General features: G+C 70.9%; 19 protein-coding genes and 1 riboswitch. Of the genes, 11 read left to right on the forward strand and 8 right to left on the reverse strand.

Annotated features, from left to right (window positions below; genetic code table 11):
* Positions 1-2: 2 nt before the first annotated feature.
* Positions 3-1,277: an adenosylmethionine--8-amino-7-oxononanoate transaminase gene (locus ABZT17_RS36655; RefSeq protein ID WP_356355656.1), complete on the reverse strand. Its 1,275-nt coding sequence runs from the start codon at positions 1,275-1,277 to the stop codon at positions 3-5.
* Positions 1,270-2,499: a biotin synthase BioB gene (gene bioB / locus ABZT17_RS36660; protein ID WP_356355658.1), complete on the reverse strand. Its 1,230-nt coding sequence runs from the start codon at positions 2,497-2,499 to the stop codon at positions 1,270-1,272. The genes ABZT17_RS36655 and bioB overlap by 8 nt, the downstream gene beginning before the upstream one ends.
* Positions 2,500-2,646: 147 nt before the next feature.
* Here bioB and ABZT17_RS36665 point away from each other — a divergent pair, with 147 nt between their 5' ends.
* A complete protein-coding gene (locus tag ABZT17_RS36665; protein ID WP_356355659.1) occupies positions 2,647-3,774 on the forward strand; it encodes an 8-amino-7-oxononanoate synthase in 1,128 nt (375 codons plus the stop codon).
* Positions 3,775-3,815: 41 nt separating this feature from the next.
* Here ABZT17_RS36665 and ABZT17_RS36670 read toward each other — a convergent pair whose 3' ends face one another.
* Together ABZT17_RS36670 and ABZT17_RS36675 are read right to left on the reverse strand one after the other, a co-directional pair.
* Positions 3,816-4,043 (reverse strand): DUF397 domain-containing protein, encoded by a 228-nt coding sequence (locus ABZT17_RS36670; RefSeq protein WP_356355661.1) that lies wholly within the window; start codon positions 4,041-4,043, stop codon positions 3,816-3,818.
* 9 nt (positions 4,044-4,052) lie between these two features.
* Complete coding sequence (locus tag ABZT17_RS36675) at positions 4,053-4,913, reverse strand: helix-turn-helix transcriptional regulator (protein WP_356355662.1); 861 nt, start codon at positions 4,911-4,913, stop codon at positions 4,053-4,055.
* Between the two features lie 213 nt (positions 4,914-5,126).
* Here ABZT17_RS36675 and ABZT17_RS36680 point away from each other — a divergent pair, with 213 nt between their 5' ends.
* On the forward strand, positions 5,127-5,582 hold the full coding sequence (locus tag ABZT17_RS36680) for an ATP-binding protein (RefSeq protein ID WP_356355664.1): 456 nt from the start codon (positions 5,127-5,129) through the stop codon (positions 5,580-5,582).
* A gap of 71 nt (positions 5,583-5,653) precedes the next feature.
* Here the strand turns inward: ABZT17_RS36680 and ABZT17_RS36685 are convergent, their stop codons facing one another.
* From ABZT17_RS36685 to ABZT17_RS36695, 3 genes are all read right to left on the reverse strand, one after another.
* Positions 5,654-6,127: a C40 family peptidase gene (locus ABZT17_RS36685; RefSeq protein ID WP_356355665.1), complete on the reverse strand. Its 474-nt coding sequence runs from the start codon at positions 6,125-6,127 to the stop codon at positions 5,654-5,656.
* Between the two features lie 3 nt (positions 6,128-6,130).
* Positions 6,131-6,343, reverse strand: a riboswitch (cyclic di-AMP (ydaO/yuaA leader).
* Between the two features lie 338 nt (positions 6,344-6,681).
* Positions 6,682-6,990, reverse strand: coding sequence for a hypothetical protein (locus tag ABZT17_RS36690; protein WP_356355666.1), 309 nt, complete (start codon positions 6,988-6,990; stop codon positions 6,682-6,684).
* 7 nt (positions 6,991-6,997) lie between these two features.
* Positions 6,998-7,633 (reverse strand): ATP-dependent Clp protease proteolytic subunit, encoded by a 636-nt coding sequence (locus ABZT17_RS36695; RefSeq protein WP_356355668.1) that lies wholly within the window; start codon positions 7,631-7,633, stop codon positions 6,998-7,000.
* Between the two features lie 64 nt (positions 7,634-7,697).
* Between ABZT17_RS36695 and ABZT17_RS36700 the strand changes: the two genes are divergently transcribed.
* Positions 7,698-7,985, forward strand: coding sequence for a type II toxin-antitoxin system Phd/YefM family antitoxin (locus tag ABZT17_RS36700; protein WP_356355670.1), 288 nt, complete (start codon positions 7,698-7,700; stop codon positions 7,983-7,985).
* Between the two features lie 72 nt (positions 7,986-8,057).
* Here ABZT17_RS36700 and ABZT17_RS36705 read toward each other — a convergent pair whose 3' ends face one another.
* Positions 8,058-9,071, reverse strand: coding sequence for an ABC transporter permease (locus tag ABZT17_RS36705; RefSeq protein ID WP_356355671.1), 1,014 nt, complete (start codon positions 9,069-9,071; stop codon positions 8,058-8,060).
* A gap of 118 nt (positions 9,072-9,189) precedes the next feature.
* Between ABZT17_RS36705 and ABZT17_RS36710 the strand changes: the two genes are divergently transcribed.
* The 8 genes from ABZT17_RS36710 to ABZT17_RS36745 all read left to right on the forward strand — a co-directional run bounded on the left by ABZT17_RS36710 (position 9,190) and on the right by ABZT17_RS36745 (position 16,235).
* Positions 9,190-9,852 carry a TetR/AcrR family transcriptional regulator gene (locus ABZT17_RS36710; protein ID WP_356355673.1) on the forward strand — a complete coding sequence of 221 codons (663 nt, stop codon included), beginning with the start codon at positions 9,190-9,192 and terminating at the stop codon, positions 9,850-9,852.
* Positions 9,853-9,963: 111 nt separating this feature from the next.
* On the forward strand, positions 9,964-10,266 hold the full coding sequence (locus ABZT17_RS36715) for an urease subunit gamma (protein ID WP_048819736.1): 303 nt from the start codon (positions 9,964-9,966) through the stop codon (positions 10,264-10,266).
* 13 nt (positions 10,267-10,279) lie between these two features.
* Positions 10,280-10,591, forward strand: a complete 312-nt coding sequence (locus ABZT17_RS36720) for an urease subunit beta (RefSeq protein WP_356355675.1) — start codon at positions 10,280-10,282, stop codon at positions 10,589-10,591.
* Positions 10,584-12,305, forward strand: coding sequence for an urease subunit alpha (locus ABZT17_RS36725; RefSeq protein WP_356355677.1), 1,722 nt, complete (start codon positions 10,584-10,586; stop codon positions 12,303-12,305). Before ABZT17_RS36720 ends, ABZT17_RS36725 begins: the two co-directional genes overlap by 8 nt.
* A complete protein-coding gene (locus tag ABZT17_RS36730) occupies positions 12,305-12,979 on the forward strand; it encodes an urease accessory UreF family protein (protein ID WP_356355679.1) in 675 nt (224 codons plus the stop codon). Before ABZT17_RS36725 ends, ABZT17_RS36730 begins: the two co-directional genes overlap by 1 nt.
* Positions 12,980-13,076: 97 nt before the next feature.
* A complete protein-coding gene (gene ureG, locus ABZT17_RS36735) occupies positions 13,077-13,754 on the forward strand; it encodes an urease accessory protein UreG (protein ID WP_356355681.1) in 678 nt (225 codons plus the stop codon).
* A complete protein-coding gene (locus tag ABZT17_RS36740; protein ID WP_356355686.1) occupies positions 13,742-14,509 on the forward strand; it encodes an urease accessory protein UreD in 768 nt (255 codons plus the stop codon). Before ureG ends, ABZT17_RS36740 begins: the two co-directional genes overlap by 13 nt.
* Before the next feature lie 127 nt (positions 14,510-14,636).
* On the forward strand, positions 14,637-16,235 hold the full coding sequence (locus ABZT17_RS36745; RefSeq protein ID WP_356355683.1) for an alpha/beta hydrolase: 1,599 nt from the start codon (positions 14,637-14,639) through the stop codon (positions 16,233-16,235).
* Positions 16,236-16,332: the final 97 nt, after the last annotated feature.

The raw sequence follows: 16,332 nt of genomic DNA on the forward strand, positions 1-16,332 counted from the left end.
GCTCATCCCTCCTTCGCCGCCGCGCCCACCGCGCGCGCGATCCGTGCCACGTCCTCGTCGCCGGTGACATACGGCGGCATCGTGTAGATCAGGTCGCGGAAGGGCCGCAGCCAGACACCCTCGCGCACGGCCGCGTCCGTGGCCGCCTTCATGTCGACCGCGTGGTCCAGCTGCACCACCCCGATCGCGCCCAGGACGCGGACGTCCCGCACACCCGGGATGCCGAGCGCCGGTTCCAGCCCCTCCCGCAGACCCGCCTCGATCCGCTTGACCTCCGCGAGCCAGTCCTGCCCCAGCAGCAGCTCGATCGAGGCGCAGGCGACGGACGCGGCCAGCGGGTTGCCCATGAAGGTCGGTCCGTGCGCGAGGACCGGGACCTCGCCCCGCGAGATGCCGTCGGCCACCCGCCCGGTGCACAGCGTCGCCGCCATCGTCATACAGCCGCCGGTCAGCGCCTTGCCGACACACATCACGTCCGGTGCCACCGCCGCGTGCTCGGCGGCGAACAGCGCGCCCGTGCGGCCGAAGCCGGTGGCGATCTCGTCGAACACCAGCAGCACGTCGTGCGCGTCGCACGCCTCGCGCAGCACCCGCAGATACGCGGGGGAGTGGAACCGCATCCCGCCCGCACCCTGCACCACCGGCTCCACGATCACCGCGGCCAGCTCGTCGGCGTGCGCGGCGACGGCCGAACGCAGCTGTTCCGCGTACGACTCCTCGTACTCCGCGGGAGGCGCGTCCACGAAGACCTGGCGGGGCAGGACCCCGGTCCACAGCTCGTGCATCCCGCCCTCGGGGTCGCACACCGACATGGGCTGCCAGGTGTCGCCGTGGTAGCCGCCGCGCCAGGTCAGCAGCCGCTGTTTCGCCGGGCGGCCCAGCGAGCGCCAGTACTGCAGGCACATCTTGACCGCGACCTCGACCGACACCGAGCCGGAGTCGGCGAGGAAGACATGCTCCAGCCCGGCGGGAGACATGTCGACAAGGAGCTTCGCCAGGCGTACGGCGGGCTCGTGGGTGAGCCCGCCGAACATCACATGGCTCATCCGGTCGAGCTGGTCGCGGGCCGCCTCGTTGAGCACCGGGTGGTTGTAGCCGTGGATCGCCGACCACCAGGACGCCATGCCGTCCACGAGCTCCCCGGCGGACGTCCGCAGCCGCACCCCGCTCGCCGACTCCACGACGAGCGGTTCGACCCGGCCGGGCATGGGCCCGTACGGATGCCACACATGCCGCCGGTCGAGCTCCAGCAGCTCGGACACGGGCAGGTCAGGCATTGGGCGCGAGGTCCGTCCCGGCACCGCGACGGCGGACGGCGACCAGATCGGTGCGCGGCTCGTGCGTGGCGGGGACCGCGGCCGCGGCCGCGGCCGTACCGCACACTCCGCCGCCCTCGTGCGACCCGCACCCGGCGTCCCCGTGCGACCCGCAGCCGCCATCGGAGTGCGCACCGCAGCCGGCCTCGGCCCGCGACCCGCAGCCCCCGCCCGCGTCCACCCGGTGCTCCGGCAGCGTCACCTGGCCGGCGCCCTCCACCTCGAAGCCGGCGTCGGCGATCATCTCCAGGTCGGCCTTGCCGGCCTGGCCCTCGGTGGTGAGGTAGTCGCCCAGGAAGATCGAGTTGGCGAGATGCAGGGCCAGCGGCTGCATCGTGCGCAGATGCACCTCACGCCCGCCCGCGATGCGCACCTCGACGTCCGGGCAGACGAACCGGACCATCGCGAGGATCCGCAGACAGCGCTGCGGAGTCAGGTTCCACTCCTTGGCGAGCGGGGTGCCCTCGACCGGGATCAGGAAGTTGACCGGCACCGAGTCGGGGTCCAGCTCACGCAGGGAGAACACCACGTCGACCAGGTCCTCGTCCGACTCGCCCATGCCGGCGATCAGGCCCGAGCAGGCGGAGAGGCCCGCCGCGTGCGCCTTGTTCACCGTGTCGACGCGGTCGGCGTAGGTGTGGGTGGTGGTGATCTCCCCGTACGTCGACTCGGACGTGTTGAGGTTGTGGTTGTAGGCGTCCGCGCCCGCCTCGCGCAGCCGCTCGGCCTGGCCGTCGGAGAGCAGACCGAGACAGGCGCAGACCTCGACACCCTCGTTCTGTTCCTTGATCGCCTTGATGGTGCCCGCGACCCGGTCCACGTCACGGTCGGTCGGGCCGCGTCCGGAGGCCACCAGACAGACCCGCTTGGCGCCACCGGCCAGCCCCGCGGCGGCGGCCTGGGAGGCCTGCTCGGGCTTGAGCCAGGTGTACTTCAGGATGCCGGTGGAGGAGCCGAGCCGCTGGGAGCAGTAGGAGCAGTCCTCGGGGCACAGCCCGGACTTCAGGTTGACGAGGTAGTTGAGTTTCACCCGTCGCCCGAACCAGTGCCGGCGCACCTTCCCGGCCGCGGCCACCACATCGAGCACGTCGTCGTCGGAAGTGGCGAGGACGGCCAGAGCTTCCTCGCGGGTCGGCAGCTCGCGCCGAAGCCCCTTGTCCACCAGCGTGTTCAGCAGGTCCATGAGAGCCGATCCTGTCCTACGGACCCGCCCGGGGCCAAGGAGAGAACCAACAAGACGTGCCGTTCACCGTGTGGGTATTGCCACATCATGGGGTGCGCCTGCTGCGGCTAGTGTCTGTTCACTGCCTACAAAAGCCCCGGAGGAGCCATGGCGTTCGGCTGGATCGACGAGCAGGCGGAGCTGAGGCGCCGGGCCGGACTCGTACGGACCCTGCGGCCGCGGCCGGCCGACTCCCCGCTCCTCGATCTCGCGAGCAACGACTACCTGGGTCTGACCCACCATCCCGAGGTCGCCCGGGGCGCCGCCGAGGCCGCGCGGCGCTGGGGCGGCGGCTCGACCGGGTCCCGGCTGGTGACCGGCACGACCGAGCTGCACACCGAGCTGGAGCGCGAACTGGCCGACTTCTGCGGCTTCGAGGCGGCGCTGGTCTTCTCCTCGGGCTACGCGGCCAACCTCGCCGCGGTCACCGCGCTGGCGCCGCACGGCTCGCTGATCGTCTCCGACGCCGCCAACCACGCCTCGCTGATCGACGGCTGCCGGCTGGCCCGGGGCGGCACCCAGGTCGTGCCGCACTCGGACCCGGAGGCGGTGCGCAAGGCGCTGCGGACCCACGAGGGCACCGCGGTCGTCGTCTCCGACACGGTCTTCTCCGTCGACGGCGACGCGGCCCCGCTGGCCGAGTACGCCGCGGCCTGCCGGGAGCGCGGCGCGGGACTGCTGGTCGACGACGCGCACGGGCTGGGGGTGCTGGGCGACGGGGGGCGGGGCGCGCCGTACGCGGCCGGCCTCGCGGGCGCCGACGACGTGGTCGTGACGGTGACGCTGTCCAAGTCGCTCGGCAGTCAGGGCGGCGCGGTGCTGGGCCCCGCCAAGGTGATCGACCACCTCGTCAACGCGGCCCGGACCTTCATCTTCGACACGGGCCTCGCCCCCGCCGCCGCGGGCTCGGCCCTCGCCGCGCTGCGGCTGCTGCGCCGCGAGCCGGAGCGGGCGGCACGCGCGCGTGCGGTGGCCGCGGAACTGCACGCGCGGCTGACCGCCGCGGGACACGAGGCGGTACGTCCGGACGCCGCGGTGGTGTCGGTGCGCGCGCCCTCCCCGGAGGGGGCCGTGCGATGGGCGGCCGACTGCCGTACGGCAGGCCTCGCCGTGGGCTGCTTCCGTCCTCCCTCCGTGCCCGACGGCGTCTCCAGGCTCAGGCTGACCGCCCGCGCGGACCTCTCCGAGGCTCAGATCACACGCGCTGTGAGGGTGATCGGCGAGACGCGACCATGAGTCGGCGTGACATGGCAGAGTGCCGCACGATCACGGACTGATCAGGACATGAACGCGGCCGTGAAGCCCGCCCAGCTCTCGGGGGAGAAGAGCAGCGCGGGTCCGGCGGTGTCCTTGGAGTCGCGCACGGCGAGCAGTCCGGCCCAGGGACCGGAACGCGGCAGTGCCGTCTCGACGCAGTTGTTCGCTCCCGTGCTGTAACTGCTGCGCAGCCACCGCACGTCGTGCAGATCGGTACTGGAAGGTACGTTCCGAGGCAGTACGGACATGGTGCCTCCTTACGCGCCGTCAGCTAACCCGGCGATGTAATCCAACGATTCCTCGGGCGAAAGGGCGTGGATCCGAAGGGCGTCGAAAGCCTCCGTATAGGCCCGGAGGTCTTCTTTCCGTTCGAGGTAGAGGCTACTCGTCAAGTGGTCGAGAACAACCACATCCAGATCAGAAGTGCTCGAAAATGAGAAGATTACGAAAGGGCCTGTGACACCGACATGTGCCCCGGCAGTGAACGGCAGTACCTGAAGCCGCACTTGTGGCAGCAGCGCCGCTTCGAGGAGCCGCTCCCGCTGGCGGGCCATGACCTCCGGACCGCCGATCTCCCGGTGCAGCACCGCCTCGTCCAGGACCGCGCTGAGTTCCAGGGGCCGAGCCGAGCGCAGGACGTCCTGCCGTGCGAGCCGCACCTCCACCAGCGCGTCCAGCCGCTCGTCGTCCAGACCGTCCACCGCGGCCCGGGTGACCGCCCGGGCGTACTCCGGCGTCTGGAGCAGGCCGGGCACGACGGATGTCTCCAGGGTGCGCATCGCGCTCGCCTGGGACTCCAGACTGATGAAGTCCCGGTAGGTGGGCGGGAGGATGCCCCGGTAGGCGTGCCACCAGTGGTGCCGGCCGCCGTCCTCGTCGGATCCCGCCAACACCAGGAGCAACTCGCGCAGTTGGGAGTCGGCGACCCCGTAGGCGTCCAGGAGTAACCGCACATCGGCCGGTTTCACACCGCTGGCGCCGGTCTCGATCCGGCTCACCTTGGACTGGTGCCAGCCCACCAGCCGGGCCGCCTCACCACTGGTGAGCGCCGCGCTCGTGCGCAGCGCGCGCAGTTCGGCGCCCAGTTTCCGGCGGCGCACCGCGGGACCGTTCTGCATGCGCTACTCCTTACTCCTTCCGGGTCGCCCAAATACGGTCTCCCGTCGTAGAGTTCACCGCTTCGAGCGACAGATATATGCATATCTTGGTGGATCGCCACCCGTCACCGGCCCGGTAATGGCAGTCTGGCGAAGAAGCACCAGTCCGGGACCGTACTCGAACCACCGGCTTCGTGTCGGACCCCGGTCCCGTGGGAAAGGGACGACGTCGCCATGGCAGACCACCTGGAAGCATCCGTCACTCTGCCGAGCGAGCCGCTGTCGGTCTCCGCGGCCCGCGGCTACGTCCTCACGACTTTGGCCGAGTGGGGGCTGCCCGCGGACACCGAGGCCGCCGAGACCATCCGCCTCATCGTCTCGGAACTCGCCACCAACGCCGTACAGCACACGTTCGGGCAGTCACCCACCTTCACGGTGGACCTCCGGCTCGACCGTGACGAACAGCTCCTCATCGGGGTCACCGACAGTCATCCGCGCTTCCCCAAACGACTGCCGGCCGCCGTCCAGCAGGACAACGGGCGGGGCATGGTGATCATCCGTTGGCTGGCCGCGGAGTCCGGCGGCAGGCTTCAGGTGCGGCCCACCAGAGAAGGCGGCAAGACGGTCTCCATCGAGCTCCCGTGGACCGTACCCGCCGAGCCGGTCACGGCGGGGCAGCAGGAGCCGTAGAAAGCAGCGAAGCGCCCTGGAAAGCAGCGAAGCCGCGCCCCCCTCCCTGAGGGCGCGGCTTCGGGGGCGGGTCAGCTGACCCGGCCGTACCAGACGCTCTTGGTCCAGATCTTCTGCAGCTTCACCACGTCCCCGGTCTTGGGGGCGTGCCAGATCTTCCCCTTCCCGGCGTAGATGCCGACGTGGTAGACGTTCGACCCCGAGTGGAAGAACACGAGGTCTCCGGCCTTGCGGCTCTTCGCGGAGATGTGGTGCGTCTTGTTGTACTGCTGGGCCGCCGTACGGGGGAGCTTCTTGCCCGCCTTCTTGTACGAGTACAGCGTGAGCCCGGAGCAGTCGAAGCGGCCCGGTCCCGTGGCGCCCCACTTGTACGGGGAGCCCTTTTTGGAGGCCGCTACCTGAAGTGCCTTCGTCGCGGGGGTCGCTGCCGCGGCGTCGGAGGCGACGCCCGGTATCACGACGGAGCCGCCGACGGCGGCGATGGTGAGGGCCGAGGCCGTACCGGCTCGGACCATCAGCGACGGGACACGATTGAGCGCAGACATGCGCAACCCTTCGTCAGCCGCCTGTGAAGGATGACCTGTCGGATTCGGGCTGGCGAAGTTGCCCGGCCGCTGACGCGGCTTCACCCCAAGGGCTGCTCGGCCCGGTCATGGCGTGACCGTCCCGGCGACCCGTCGTGCTTGGGTCCTCCACTCCTGCCGATCCACTCCTGTCGACTCGGTCATCCGGGTGGCGGCAGGACTCGGCGTCCACCCGGACCGCCCCGCCGCTTGTGGCGGGGGCTTGTCGTCAGACAGGGATCTTGACTCACTGATTGCCAAAAATCCCAATGGAACCGGGGATTTGTGTTGTTACTCACCACTCGCCTGTTCGGGTGGACACCCCGTTGTTCGAAGCCGCGTCGGGAGCCCGTCGAGCCCCGGACCAGCGACGGAATGTCCTGATCCGCCCTCTGCCTACGCGCGTTGCGCAACCTGGACGGTCATGAAAAAGGAGCCGCGGCTCCTCCGAACGGGGGTACTCCGTTTGGTCCGTTTCAACCCGGGTCCGGACGCTCCGAGGTCTTGACGGATCGTCCGGAGCGGTCGTACATCCGTCAACTGTCGGAGAGGGGCGGCACGGTGACCCGGGCCGTGCGCCGCTCGCCGTCCAGGACCCGCAGGGCCCGGCCCAGCGTGGGGGCGTGCAGCTCGGTCTCGCCGCGCTGGTGCATCAGCGCCAGCGCGTCGCGCAGCTCGGCCGCCTTGGCGACCAGCGCCTGCGCGGCCCGCAGACCGCGATAGGTGTCGCCGTGGTGTGCGGGGTTGATCCGGCCGAGCAGATCGACCACGTCGAGATAACGGTCGATCAACTCGCCCTCGGCGCGCGTCAGCGCGGGCAGCGGCGGGAGTTCGGGTGGCAGCATCGCCCGCTCACCGCGTGCCGGGCGCGGGGCGCGAGCCCTTGCGGCTGGGGATGATCTGATCCACCAGGCCGTATTCCAGGGCCTCTTGCGCGGTGAGGATCTTGTCCCGCTCGATGTCCTCGGTGACTTGCTCCCGGGTGCGCCCGGTGTGCCGTACGAGCATTTCCTCCAGGCAGTCGCGGACGCGCCCCAACTCCTCGGCCTGAATGGCCAGATCGGAGGCCTGTCCCTCCACCGGCTCGGGCAGCGAGGGCTGGTGGATCACCATGCGGGCACCCGGCAGTGCGGACCGCTTGCCGGGGGTACCGGCTGCCAGCAGCACGGCCGCGGACGAACCGGCCTGCCCGAGGCAGATCGTCTCCACGTCACAACTGACGAACTGCATCGTGTCGTAGATCGCCGACATGGCGCTGTAGGAGCCGCCGGGGGAGTTGATGTAGAGCGAGATGTCCCGGTCCGGGTCCTGGTACTCGAGGTGCATGAACTGCGCCATCACGTCGTTCGCCGAGATGTCGTCCACCGGGGTGCCGAGGAAGACGATCCGCTCCTCCAGCAGCTTCGAGTACGGGTCCATCGTCTTGCTGCCGGAGCTCGTGCGTTCGGTGAACTCGGGCAGGACATGGCGGGCGGTCGGTCGGGTCATTGGGTACCCCTCCTTCGGCGTCTGTAAAAAATGTACAGGATGTACGTGACGTTATGATGGGGGTATGGCCTACGAGATTCCGGTGACGCAAGCCAGGGCTGAACTCGCCGACCTGATCAACCGAGTGGTGTACGGCGGTGAGCGTGTCGTCGTCACGCGGCACGGCAAGCCGCTCGTCGCCCTGGTCTCCGCCGCCGACCTCGAACGGCTGGAGGAGCTCCAGGAGCTTCCGGAGTCCGCCGAGGAGCAGGTGATCAGCGCGGTCTCGACCGTGCGCGAGCTGTCCTCGCCGCCCCGTGAGCCGCAGCGCTTCGGCATCGCGGCCCACCACCGGGGCACGGGCGCCTCGTAGGAGGCATGAAAAAAGACCGCACACCTCCGTCCGCTACAGCGGAGGTGCACGGTCGGTTCCAGGGTGCCCGCGTCAGCCGGCGGGCACCAGCTCCCGTTCGGCGGTGGGTGCGGCGCTCTTCTTCCGCGTCTTGAGCGCCTTCCCCAGCAGTACGGCGCCCAGGCCGAGCGTGGCCCACCAGGTCAGGGTCAGGGCGGGGCCGGTCGCCGCGGCGCCGTCGAAGTACGCCACCGACCTCAGCAGCGTCGCGCTCGCGCCCGGCGGCAGCCACTGACCGATCGCGCCGACCGGCTCGGGGAGCATCCGCGGCGCCGAGGCCGCTCCGGAGAACGGGTTGCCGAAGAGCATGATCGTGCCGGCGGCGATCCCGATCCCGGCGGTGCCCAGGAGCGCGGCGAAACCCGCGACGGCACCGCTCACCGCCAGCGCCGCCAGTCCGAGCACCCCGGCCTCCGCCCACCAGTTGCCGGTGAGGACGCCGAGCCAGCTGTCCGCGACCCCGGCGGCGGCCATGCCCACCAGGGCCGAGGCGCCGATCAGGGCGGCCACAGCACGCGCCCCGCGCAGCCCGCTCATGGTCACCGCCGCGCCCGCGGCGATCCCGGCCAGGGCCAGCGGCAGCACGCTCGCGGTCAGGGCCGCGCCGCGCGGGTCCTTGGCGGGCGCCGCCACGACGTCGACCGTCCTGACCTGGGTGCCCTGGGCCGCCGCGGGCTCCGCCACGGCCTGCTGGAGCAGCTGCGCCACCACCGGGCTCGCGGCCGACGCGGTCAGCAGCTCGGGCCCCTCGGCGGTGACGACGACCGCCCCGTATACGGTCCGGTCCTCGATGGCGTCCCGGGCGGCGGCCTCGTCCGCGTAGTGGTGGATCTCGAACGCGCCCTGGTGTCGCGCCAGTTGCTGCTCCACCTGGGCGGTCGCGGCGGCGGGGCCGGCCACGCCGAGCGGCAGGTGGCGCGGTGCGATGCGGGCGGCGGGCCAGGCGAAGGCCCACAGCGCGAGTGCGGCGAGGAGCGGTACGAGGACGACGACCGCGAGCAGGCGGCGGGAGTCGCCGACGGGTGTCGTAGCGGAAGTGGTGGACATGAGGGTGCTCTTCCTGGCTCGGAGTCAAAGAGAATGATCGTTCGTTTTTCTTTCGCTCCCACCGTCCCGCCGGGAGCGCGTCTTGTCAAGAAGGAACGTTCGTTTTACATTGATGGCCATGGCCCGCGTATCCCAGGAACACCTCGACGCCCGCCGTCGGCAGATCCTCGACGGTGCCGCGATCTGCTTCGCCCGCAACGGCTTCCATGCCACGTCCATGCAGGACGTGCTGAAGGAGGTCGACCTGTCGGCCGGGGCCGTGTACCGCTACTTCAGCGGCAAGGAGGCCCTCATCGCGGCCATCGTCGAGGAGGTGCTCGGCCTGGTCCGCGAGGGCTTCGAGGAGGCGGCTCTCGCCGACCCGCCCCCGCCGCCGGACCTGCTGGTGGCGACGGTGCTCGGCCGGATCCTCGCCACCATGGAGTTCCTGACCGTGGACGGGCGGCCCGCGTTCCCGCGGCTCGTCGTCCAGGTGTGGGCGGAGACCCTCCGCAACGAGGAACTCGCGGCCGTTCTGCGGGACGGCTACGGCGCGGTGCAGACCAGTTGGGGGCGGATCGTCCAGGCCTATCAGGACACCGGGATGATGCGGCCGGACGTGGCACCGGACCACGTGGCCCGCACCATGATGGCCGCGGCCATGGGCTTCCTCGCCCAGCAGGCCTTGTTCGAGCCGATGCCGAGCGAGATCCTCCAGGACGGGCTGCGGGCGTTGTCGAGTGTGCGGGACCTCCCCGACGGCGACCGCGGCGACACATCCGATGGATCACAGCTCGGTTAACGTGTCTGAAACCCGGTCCAACTAGCCTCTCGGCACGCCACCAGGGAGTTTGCCCGGCGGCCGCGGCAACCGGACCCCGCACGGTCCGGAGCGAGGACTGTGAGGTGGGACGTGCAACTGACCCCGCACGAGCAAGAGAGGCTGCTGATCCATGTGGCGGCCGACGTGGCCGAGAAGCGGCGGGCCCGCGGGCTGAAGCTCAACCACCCCGAGGCCGTGGCCCTCATCACCGCGCACATCCTCGAAGGCGCACGTGACGGCCGTACCGTCGCCGAACTCATGGCCTCCGGGCGCAAGCTGCTGACCAGGGACGACGTCATGGAGGGCATCCCCGAGATGATCCATGACGTACAGGTCGAGGCGACCTTCCCGGACGGCACCAAGCTCGTCACCGTCCATGACCCGATCGTCTGACGGGGGGAGCGCCATGATTCCCGGAGAGATCCTCTTCGCCGAGGACGCGATCGTCTACAACGAGGGCCGGGAGGTGACCCGGCTCAGCGTCCTCAACGCCGCCGACCGGCCCGTCCAGGTCGGCTCCCACTACCACTTCGCCGAGGCCAACCCCGGGCTCGACTTCGACCGCGCCGCCGCCCGCGGCAAGCGGCTGAACATCGCCGCGGGTACGGCCGTGCGCTTCGAGCCCGGCATCCCCGTCGACGTCGAACTCGTCCCCCTCGCCGGCGCCCGTGTGGTGCCCGGACTGCGCGGGGAGACCGGAGGTGCCCTCGATGCCTGAGATCTCGCGTGCCGCGTACGCCGACCTGTTCGGCCCCACCACCGGCGACCGCATCCGGCTCGCCGACACCGATCTGCTGATCGAGATCGAGGAGGATCGTTCCGGCGGGCCCGGACTCGCCGGTGAGGAAGCCGTGTTCGGCGGTGGCAAGGTCATCCGGGAGTCCATGGGCCAGTCACGTGCTACGCGCGCAGACGGCACCCCCGACACGGTCATCACCGGCGCCGTGATCGTCGACCACTGGGGGATCGTCAAGGCCGACGTCGGCATCCGCGACGGCCGGATCACCGGGATCGGCAAGGCGGGCAACCCCGACACCATGGACGGGGTGCACCCGGACCTGGTGATCGGCCCGGAGACCGAGGTCATCGCCGGCAACGGACGCATCCTGACCGCCGGGGCGGTCGACGCGCATGTCCACTTCATCTGTCCGCAGATCGCCGACGAGGCCCTCTCCGCCGGTGTCACCACACTGGTGGGCGGCGGCACCGGCCCGGCCGAGGGCTCCAAGGCCACGACGGTGACGCCCGGTCCCTGGCACCTCGCCCGCATGCTGGAGGCGATGGAGCAGTACCCGCTCAACATCGGCTTCCTCGGCAAGGGCAACACCGTCTCGCACGAGGCGATGCTGTCGCAGATCCGGGGCGGCGCGCTCGGTCTGAAGCTGCACGAGGACTGGGGTTCGACCCCGGCCGTCATCGACGCCTCGCTGACCGTGGCCGACCGGACCGGCATCCAGGTCGCCATCCACACCGACACCCTCAACGAGGCCGGGTTCGTCGGCGACACCCTCGCCGCGATCAACGGCCGCGGTATCCACGCGTACCACACCGAGGGAGCGGGCGGCGGGCACGCGCCGGACATCATGACCGTGGTCTCCGAGCCGCACGTGCTGCCGAGCTCGACCAACCCGACCCGGCCCTACACCGTCAACACCGCCGAGGAACACCTCGACATGCTGATGGTGTGCCACCACCTCAACCCGGCGGTGCCGGAGGACCTGGCCTTCGCCGAGTCACGCATCCGTCCGTCGACGATCGGGGCGGAGGACATCCTCCACGACCTGGGGGCCATCTCCATCATCTCGTCCGACTCCCAGGCCATGGGCCGGGTCGGCGAGGTCATCCTCCGGACCTGGCAGACCGCGCATGTCATGAAGCGACGACGCGGTGCGCTGCCCGGGGACGGGCGCGCCGACAACCATCGCGTACGGCGGTATGTCGCCAAGTACACGATCAACCCGGCGATCGCCCAGGGCCTGGCGCGGGAGATCGGGTCCGTGGAGAGCGGCAAGCTCGCCGACCTCGTGCTGTGGGAGCCGGCGTTCTTCGGGGTCAAGCCGCATCTCGTGGTCAAGGGCGGCCAGATCGCCTACGCGCAGATGGGCGACGCCAACGCGTCGATTCCGACGCCCCAGCCCATCCTGCCCCGGCCGATGTACGGGGCGATCGGGCGGGCACCGACCTCGAACTCGTTCAACTTCGTGGCGCCGCTGGCCATCGAGGACGGGCTGCCGGAGCGGCTCTCGCTCGGGAAGCGGTTCGTCGCCATCGAGTCGACGCGTGGGGTCACCAAGGCGGACATGCGGGAGAACGACGCGCGTCCGCAGGTGCGGGTCGATCCCGACAGCTTCGCCGTGCACATCGACGGGGAGTTGGTCGAGGCGACTCCCGCCGCTGAACTGCCCATGGCTCAGCGGTACTTCCTCTTCTGATGTCCAGGGCGGCACTGCTGATCCTGGCCGACGGCCGCTTTCCCGCCGGAGGGCACGCGCACTCCGGCGGGGCCGAGGCGGCGGTGAAGGCCGGGCGGATCACCGGGGGCGCGAGCCTGGAGGAGTACTGCCGGGGGCGGTTGCACACGGCCGGGTCCGTGGCCGCGGCGCTCGCCGCCGCCGCCGTGCTGGGGGTGGCTCCCCGGGACCTGGACGCGGCGGCGGACGCCCGTACGCCCTCGCCGGCGCTGCGGCTGGCCGCGCGGAGGCTGGGGCGGCAGTTGCTGCGGGCCGCTCGGGCCACCTGGCCTTCGGAGGAACTCGACGCCGTGGCGCGGGAGTTCCCCAAGGGCGCCCATCAGCCGGTGGTCCTGGGGCTCGCGGCGCGGGCGGCGGGTCTTGCGGCCGTGGACGCCGCCTACTGCGCCGCGTACGAGTGTGTCAGCGGGCCGGCCTCGGCGACCGTGCGGCTGCTGAGTCTCGATCCCTTCGACGCCACGGGGGTGCTGGCCCGGCTGGCGCCGGAGCTGGACCGGGTCGCGGACCGGGCCGTGGAGGCGGCGGGGGCCGTTGTCGACGAGGGGGTCGACGCCTTGCCCGCGGGGTCCGCGCCGCTGATGGAGATCGCGGCGGAGGTGCATGCCGCCTGGCCTGTACGTCTGTTCGCCTCGTAGCAGCTCGGCCCACGCGCCGAAAAGACCGGACCGCACGGCACCGCGAAAAGACGGACCGCGCTGAAAAGTACCGTAGAGACACCGTAGGAGCCGCTCCATGCACCTCGACCACTCCCACGAGGGCCCCTCCGCCGTGAGCGCTGACGCGCACCGCCCGGACGGCGGCCGCCGGGCCCTCAGGATCGGGCTCGGCGGACCCGTGGGGTCCGGGAAGACCGCCACCGTCGCCGCGCTCTGCCGGGCCCTGCGGGAGGAGCTGTCCCTCGCCGTCGTCACCAACGACATCTACACCCGCGAGGACGCCGACTTCCTGCTGCGGGAGGCCGTGCTGCCGCCCGAGCGGATCACCGCCGTGGAGACGGGGGCCTGTCCGCACACCGCGATCCGCGACGACATCTCCGCCAATCTGGAGGCGGTGGAGGACCTGGAGGACGAGGTCGGGCCGCTCGACCTCATCCTCGTGGAGTCGGGCGGGGACAACCTCACCGCCACGTTCTCCAAGGGGCTGGTCGACGCCCAGATCTTCGTGATCGACGTCGCCGGGGGTGACGACATCCCGCGGAAGGGCGGACCCGGTGTGACCACCGCCGATCTGCTGGTGGTGAACAAGACCGACCTCGCGCCGTACGTGGGCTCCGATCTGGAGCGGATGGCGGCCGACGCGAAGGCGCAGCGAGCCGAACTGCCCGTCGTCTTCCAGTCGTTGAGGGGTGAGACGGGGGTCGCGGACGTGGCCGCCTGGGTGCGGGGGCAGCTCGCCGCCTGGGCGGCGTGACCATGAGCGGGGTGCGGGCCACCGCTCGGATCGTCGCCCGGGCCGACGGAAGAGGCGGTACCTCTCTGCCCGTTCTGGAGGGGGAAGGGCCGCTGGCTCTTCGGCGGACCCGGGGCAGCGGCAGCGAGGCCCGGGTGATGCTCGTCGGGGCGATGAGCGGGCCGTTGGGCGGGGACCGCTTCGGTGTCGGGGCGGAGGTGGAGGACGGGGCCCGGCTGCGGGTCGGGTCGGCCGCCGCCACCATCGCCCTGCCGGGGCAGGCGAAGGGGGAGGCCCGGTACGACGTACGGCTCAGGGTGGCCGACGGGGGTGAACTCCAGTGGCTGCCCGAGCAGTTGATCTCCGCGGGTGGGAGTGATCTGCGGGTGACGACCCGGGTGGAGGTCGGTGCGCGGGGACGGCTCGTGTTGCGGGAGGAGCAGGTGCTCGGACGGGTCGGGGAGGAACCCGGGCGGTTGAGCAGCCGTCTTGTCGTGCGGGTCGGCGGGCGGGCCGTGCTCGATCAGGAACTCGGCTGCGGGCCCGGCGCGGCCGGCGGGTGGGACGGGCCGGCCGTGCTGGGCGGGCACCGGGCGGTGGGCCAACTCGTGGTCGTGCGACCGGAGTTCGGGGCGCGGCCGGTGGCGGCCCGGGTACTGGGGGAGGGGGCCGTGCTCGTGCCGTTGGCCGGTCCCGCGGTGCTCGTGAGCGCGGTGGCCGAGAACGGGCTGCGGCTGCGGCGCGTCCTGGACGAGGCCCTGTCCGGGCTCGGTTGATCCGCTCAGCGGGACACGGCAGTCCGTTTATCGGAATGGTAAAGAAGGTCAACTGGACCTATTCACAAGGTGCTCACAACCGCAAGGATCCCTCTGTCAATCGAAAAGTTGGAGGGGGAGGTCCCACTTGAGGGGCATCAGAGCGAACAGGCGGACGACGGCGTTCGGTTCGGCCGGGCTGCTCGTCACGGCGACGCTGATAGCCGGCGCCGTCGCGGCGCCCACCGCCAGTGCGAGCGCGCGGCACGGGCAGGACCGTGAGGCCCGGGGCGCCGCCGTCGCCGCCGCGCGGGCCGCGAAGGCCGGTATCGACTGGCAGGACTGTCCCGCGGACTGGGGCTTCGCCAAGCCCATCCAGTGCGGCTGGGTCAGCGTCCCGCTCGACTACGCGCACCCGTACGGCAAGCAGCTCAAGCTCGCCGTCGACCGCATCGGCAACACGGGGACGAAGGAAGAGCGTCAGGGGGCGCTGGTCTACAACCCGGGCGGCCCCGGCGGCTCGGGTATGCGCTTCCCGACGCGTGTCACCAACAAGAACCCGATCTGGGCCAATGTGGCCAAGGCCTATGACTTCGTGGGCTTCGACCCGCGCGGTGTCGGCCACTCCGCGCCCATCTCCTGCATCGACCCGCAGGAGTTCGTCAAGGCGCCCAAGGCCGACCCGGTCCCCGACAGCGAGGCCGACAAGCTCGCCCAGCGCAAGCTGGCCGCCGAGTACGCCAAGGGCTGCGCCGAGCGCAGCGGCAAGGCCGTGCTCCAGCAGATGACCACGCCCAACACCGTGCGCGACCTGGACGTCATCCGTGCCGCGCTCGGCGAGAAGAAGCTCAACTACCTGGGCGTCTCCTACGGCACCTACATCGGCGCCGTCTACGGCACGCTGTTCCCGGGCCATCTGCGCCGCATGATCGTGGACAGCGTGGTCAACCCGTCGCGCGAGAACATCTGGTACCAGGCCAACCTGGACCAGGACGTCGCCTTCGAGGGCCGCTGGAAGGACTGGGAGGACTGGGTCGCCGCCAACGACGCCGCCTTCCACCTCGGTACGACCCGTGACGCGGTGCAGGCCAAGTGGCTCGAACTGCGCGCCACCGCCAAGAAGAACCCCATCGGCGGGGTCGTCGGCCCGGCCGAGCTGATCTCCTTCTTCCAGAGCGCCCCGTACTACGACTCCTCGTGGGTGCCGGTCGCGACGGTCTTCAGCAAGTACGTCGCCGGTGACACCCAGGCGCTGATCGACGCCGCCGCCCCGGACCTGTCCGACACCGCGGGCAACATCTCCTCGGAGAACGGCAACGCCGTCTACACGGCCGTCGAGTGCACCGACGCCAAGTGGCCCACCAGCTGGAAGAAGTGGGACAAGGACAACACCGAGCTCAACAAGAACTACCCGTTCATGACCTGGGCCAACGCCTGGATGAACCTGCCGTGCGCCACCTGGCCGGTCAAGCAGCGCACCCCCGTCGACGTCAGGACCCACAAGGGTCTGCCGCCGGTCATGATCGTGCAGTCCACCCGTGACGCCGCCACCCCGTACGGCGGCGCCGTCGAACTGCACCACCGCTTCAAGGGCTCTCGACTGATCACCGAGAAGGACGCGGGCTCCCACGGTGTGACCGGTCTGGTCAACCCCTGCGTCAACCAGCGGGTCGACACCTACCTGCTCACCGGCGAGCTGGACACCGCGGACGTGACCTGCACCCCGCACGCCACGCCCAAGCCGTAACAGGCGATCGCACGAACCGAGGGGCGGCCGGAACACACCCGGCGCCCCCCGCGCCGGGTGGGGGGGCGAACCCCGCCGAAAGGATTTGAACACCTCA

The sequence above is a fragment of the Streptomyces sp. NPDC005648 genome, from assembly GCF_040605395.1.
Classification (GTDB): domain Bacteria; phylum Actinomycetota; class Actinomycetes; order Streptomycetales; family Streptomycetaceae; genus Streptomyces.

What these genes read in the sequence shown, in the direction of transcription:
- ABZT17_RS36655 (WP_356355656.1), bottom strand. Translation starts at nt 1,277, where the DNA reads ATGCCTGACCTGCCCGTGTCCGAGCTGCTGGAGCTCGACCGGCGGCAT.
- bioB (WP_356355658.1), bottom strand. Translation starts at nt 2,499, where the DNA reads ATGGACCTGCTGAACACGCTGGTGGACAAGGGGCTTCGGCGCGAGCTG.
- ABZT17_RS36665 (WP_356355659.1), top strand. Translation starts at nt 2,647, where the DNA reads ATGGCGTTCGGCTGGATCGACGAGCAGGCGGAGCTGAGGCGCCGGGCC.
- ABZT17_RS36670 (WP_356355661.1), bottom strand. Translation starts at nt 4,043, where the DNA reads ATGTCCGTACTGCCTCGGAACGTACCTTCCAGTACCGATCTGCACGAC.
- ABZT17_RS36675 (WP_356355662.1), bottom strand. Translation starts at nt 4,913, where the DNA reads ATGCAGAACGGTCCCGCGGTGCGCCGCCGGAAACTGGGCGCCGAACTG.
- ABZT17_RS36680 (WP_356355664.1), top strand. Translation starts at nt 5,127, where the DNA reads ATGGCAGACCACCTGGAAGCATCCGTCACTCTGCCGAGCGAGCCGCTG.
- ABZT17_RS36685 (WP_356355665.1), bottom strand. Translation starts at nt 6,127, where the DNA reads ATGTCTGCGCTCAATCGTGTCCCGTCGCTGATGGTCCGAGCCGGTACG.
- ABZT17_RS36690 (WP_356355666.1), bottom strand. Translation starts at nt 6,990, where the DNA reads ATGCTGCCACCCGAACTCCCGCCGCTGCCCGCGCTGACGCGCGCCGAG.
- ABZT17_RS36695 (WP_356355668.1), bottom strand. Translation starts at nt 7,633, where the DNA reads ATGACCCGACCGACCGCCCGCCATGTCCTGCCCGAGTTCACCGAACGC.
- ABZT17_RS36700 (WP_356355670.1), top strand. Translation starts at nt 7,698, where the DNA reads ATGGCCTACGAGATTCCGGTGACGCAAGCCAGGGCTGAACTCGCCGAC.
- ABZT17_RS36705 (WP_356355671.1), bottom strand. Translation starts at nt 9,071, where the DNA reads ATGTCCACCACTTCCGCTACGACACCCGTCGGCGACTCCCGCCGCCTG.
- ABZT17_RS36710 (WP_356355673.1), top strand. Translation starts at nt 9,190, where the DNA reads ATGGCCCGCGTATCCCAGGAACACCTCGACGCCCGCCGTCGGCAGATC.
- ABZT17_RS36720 (WP_356355675.1), top strand. Translation starts at nt 10,280, where the DNA reads ATGATTCCCGGAGAGATCCTCTTCGCCGAGGACGCGATCGTCTACAAC.
- ABZT17_RS36725 (WP_356355677.1), top strand. Translation starts at nt 10,584, where the DNA reads ATGCCTGAGATCTCGCGTGCCGCGTACGCCGACCTGTTCGGCCCCACC.
- ABZT17_RS36730 (WP_356355679.1), top strand. Translation starts at nt 12,305, where the DNA reads ATGTCCAGGGCGGCACTGCTGATCCTGGCCGACGGCCGCTTTCCCGCC.
- ureG (WP_356355681.1), top strand. Translation starts at nt 13,077, where the DNA reads ATGCACCTCGACCACTCCCACGAGGGCCCCTCCGCCGTGAGCGCTGAC.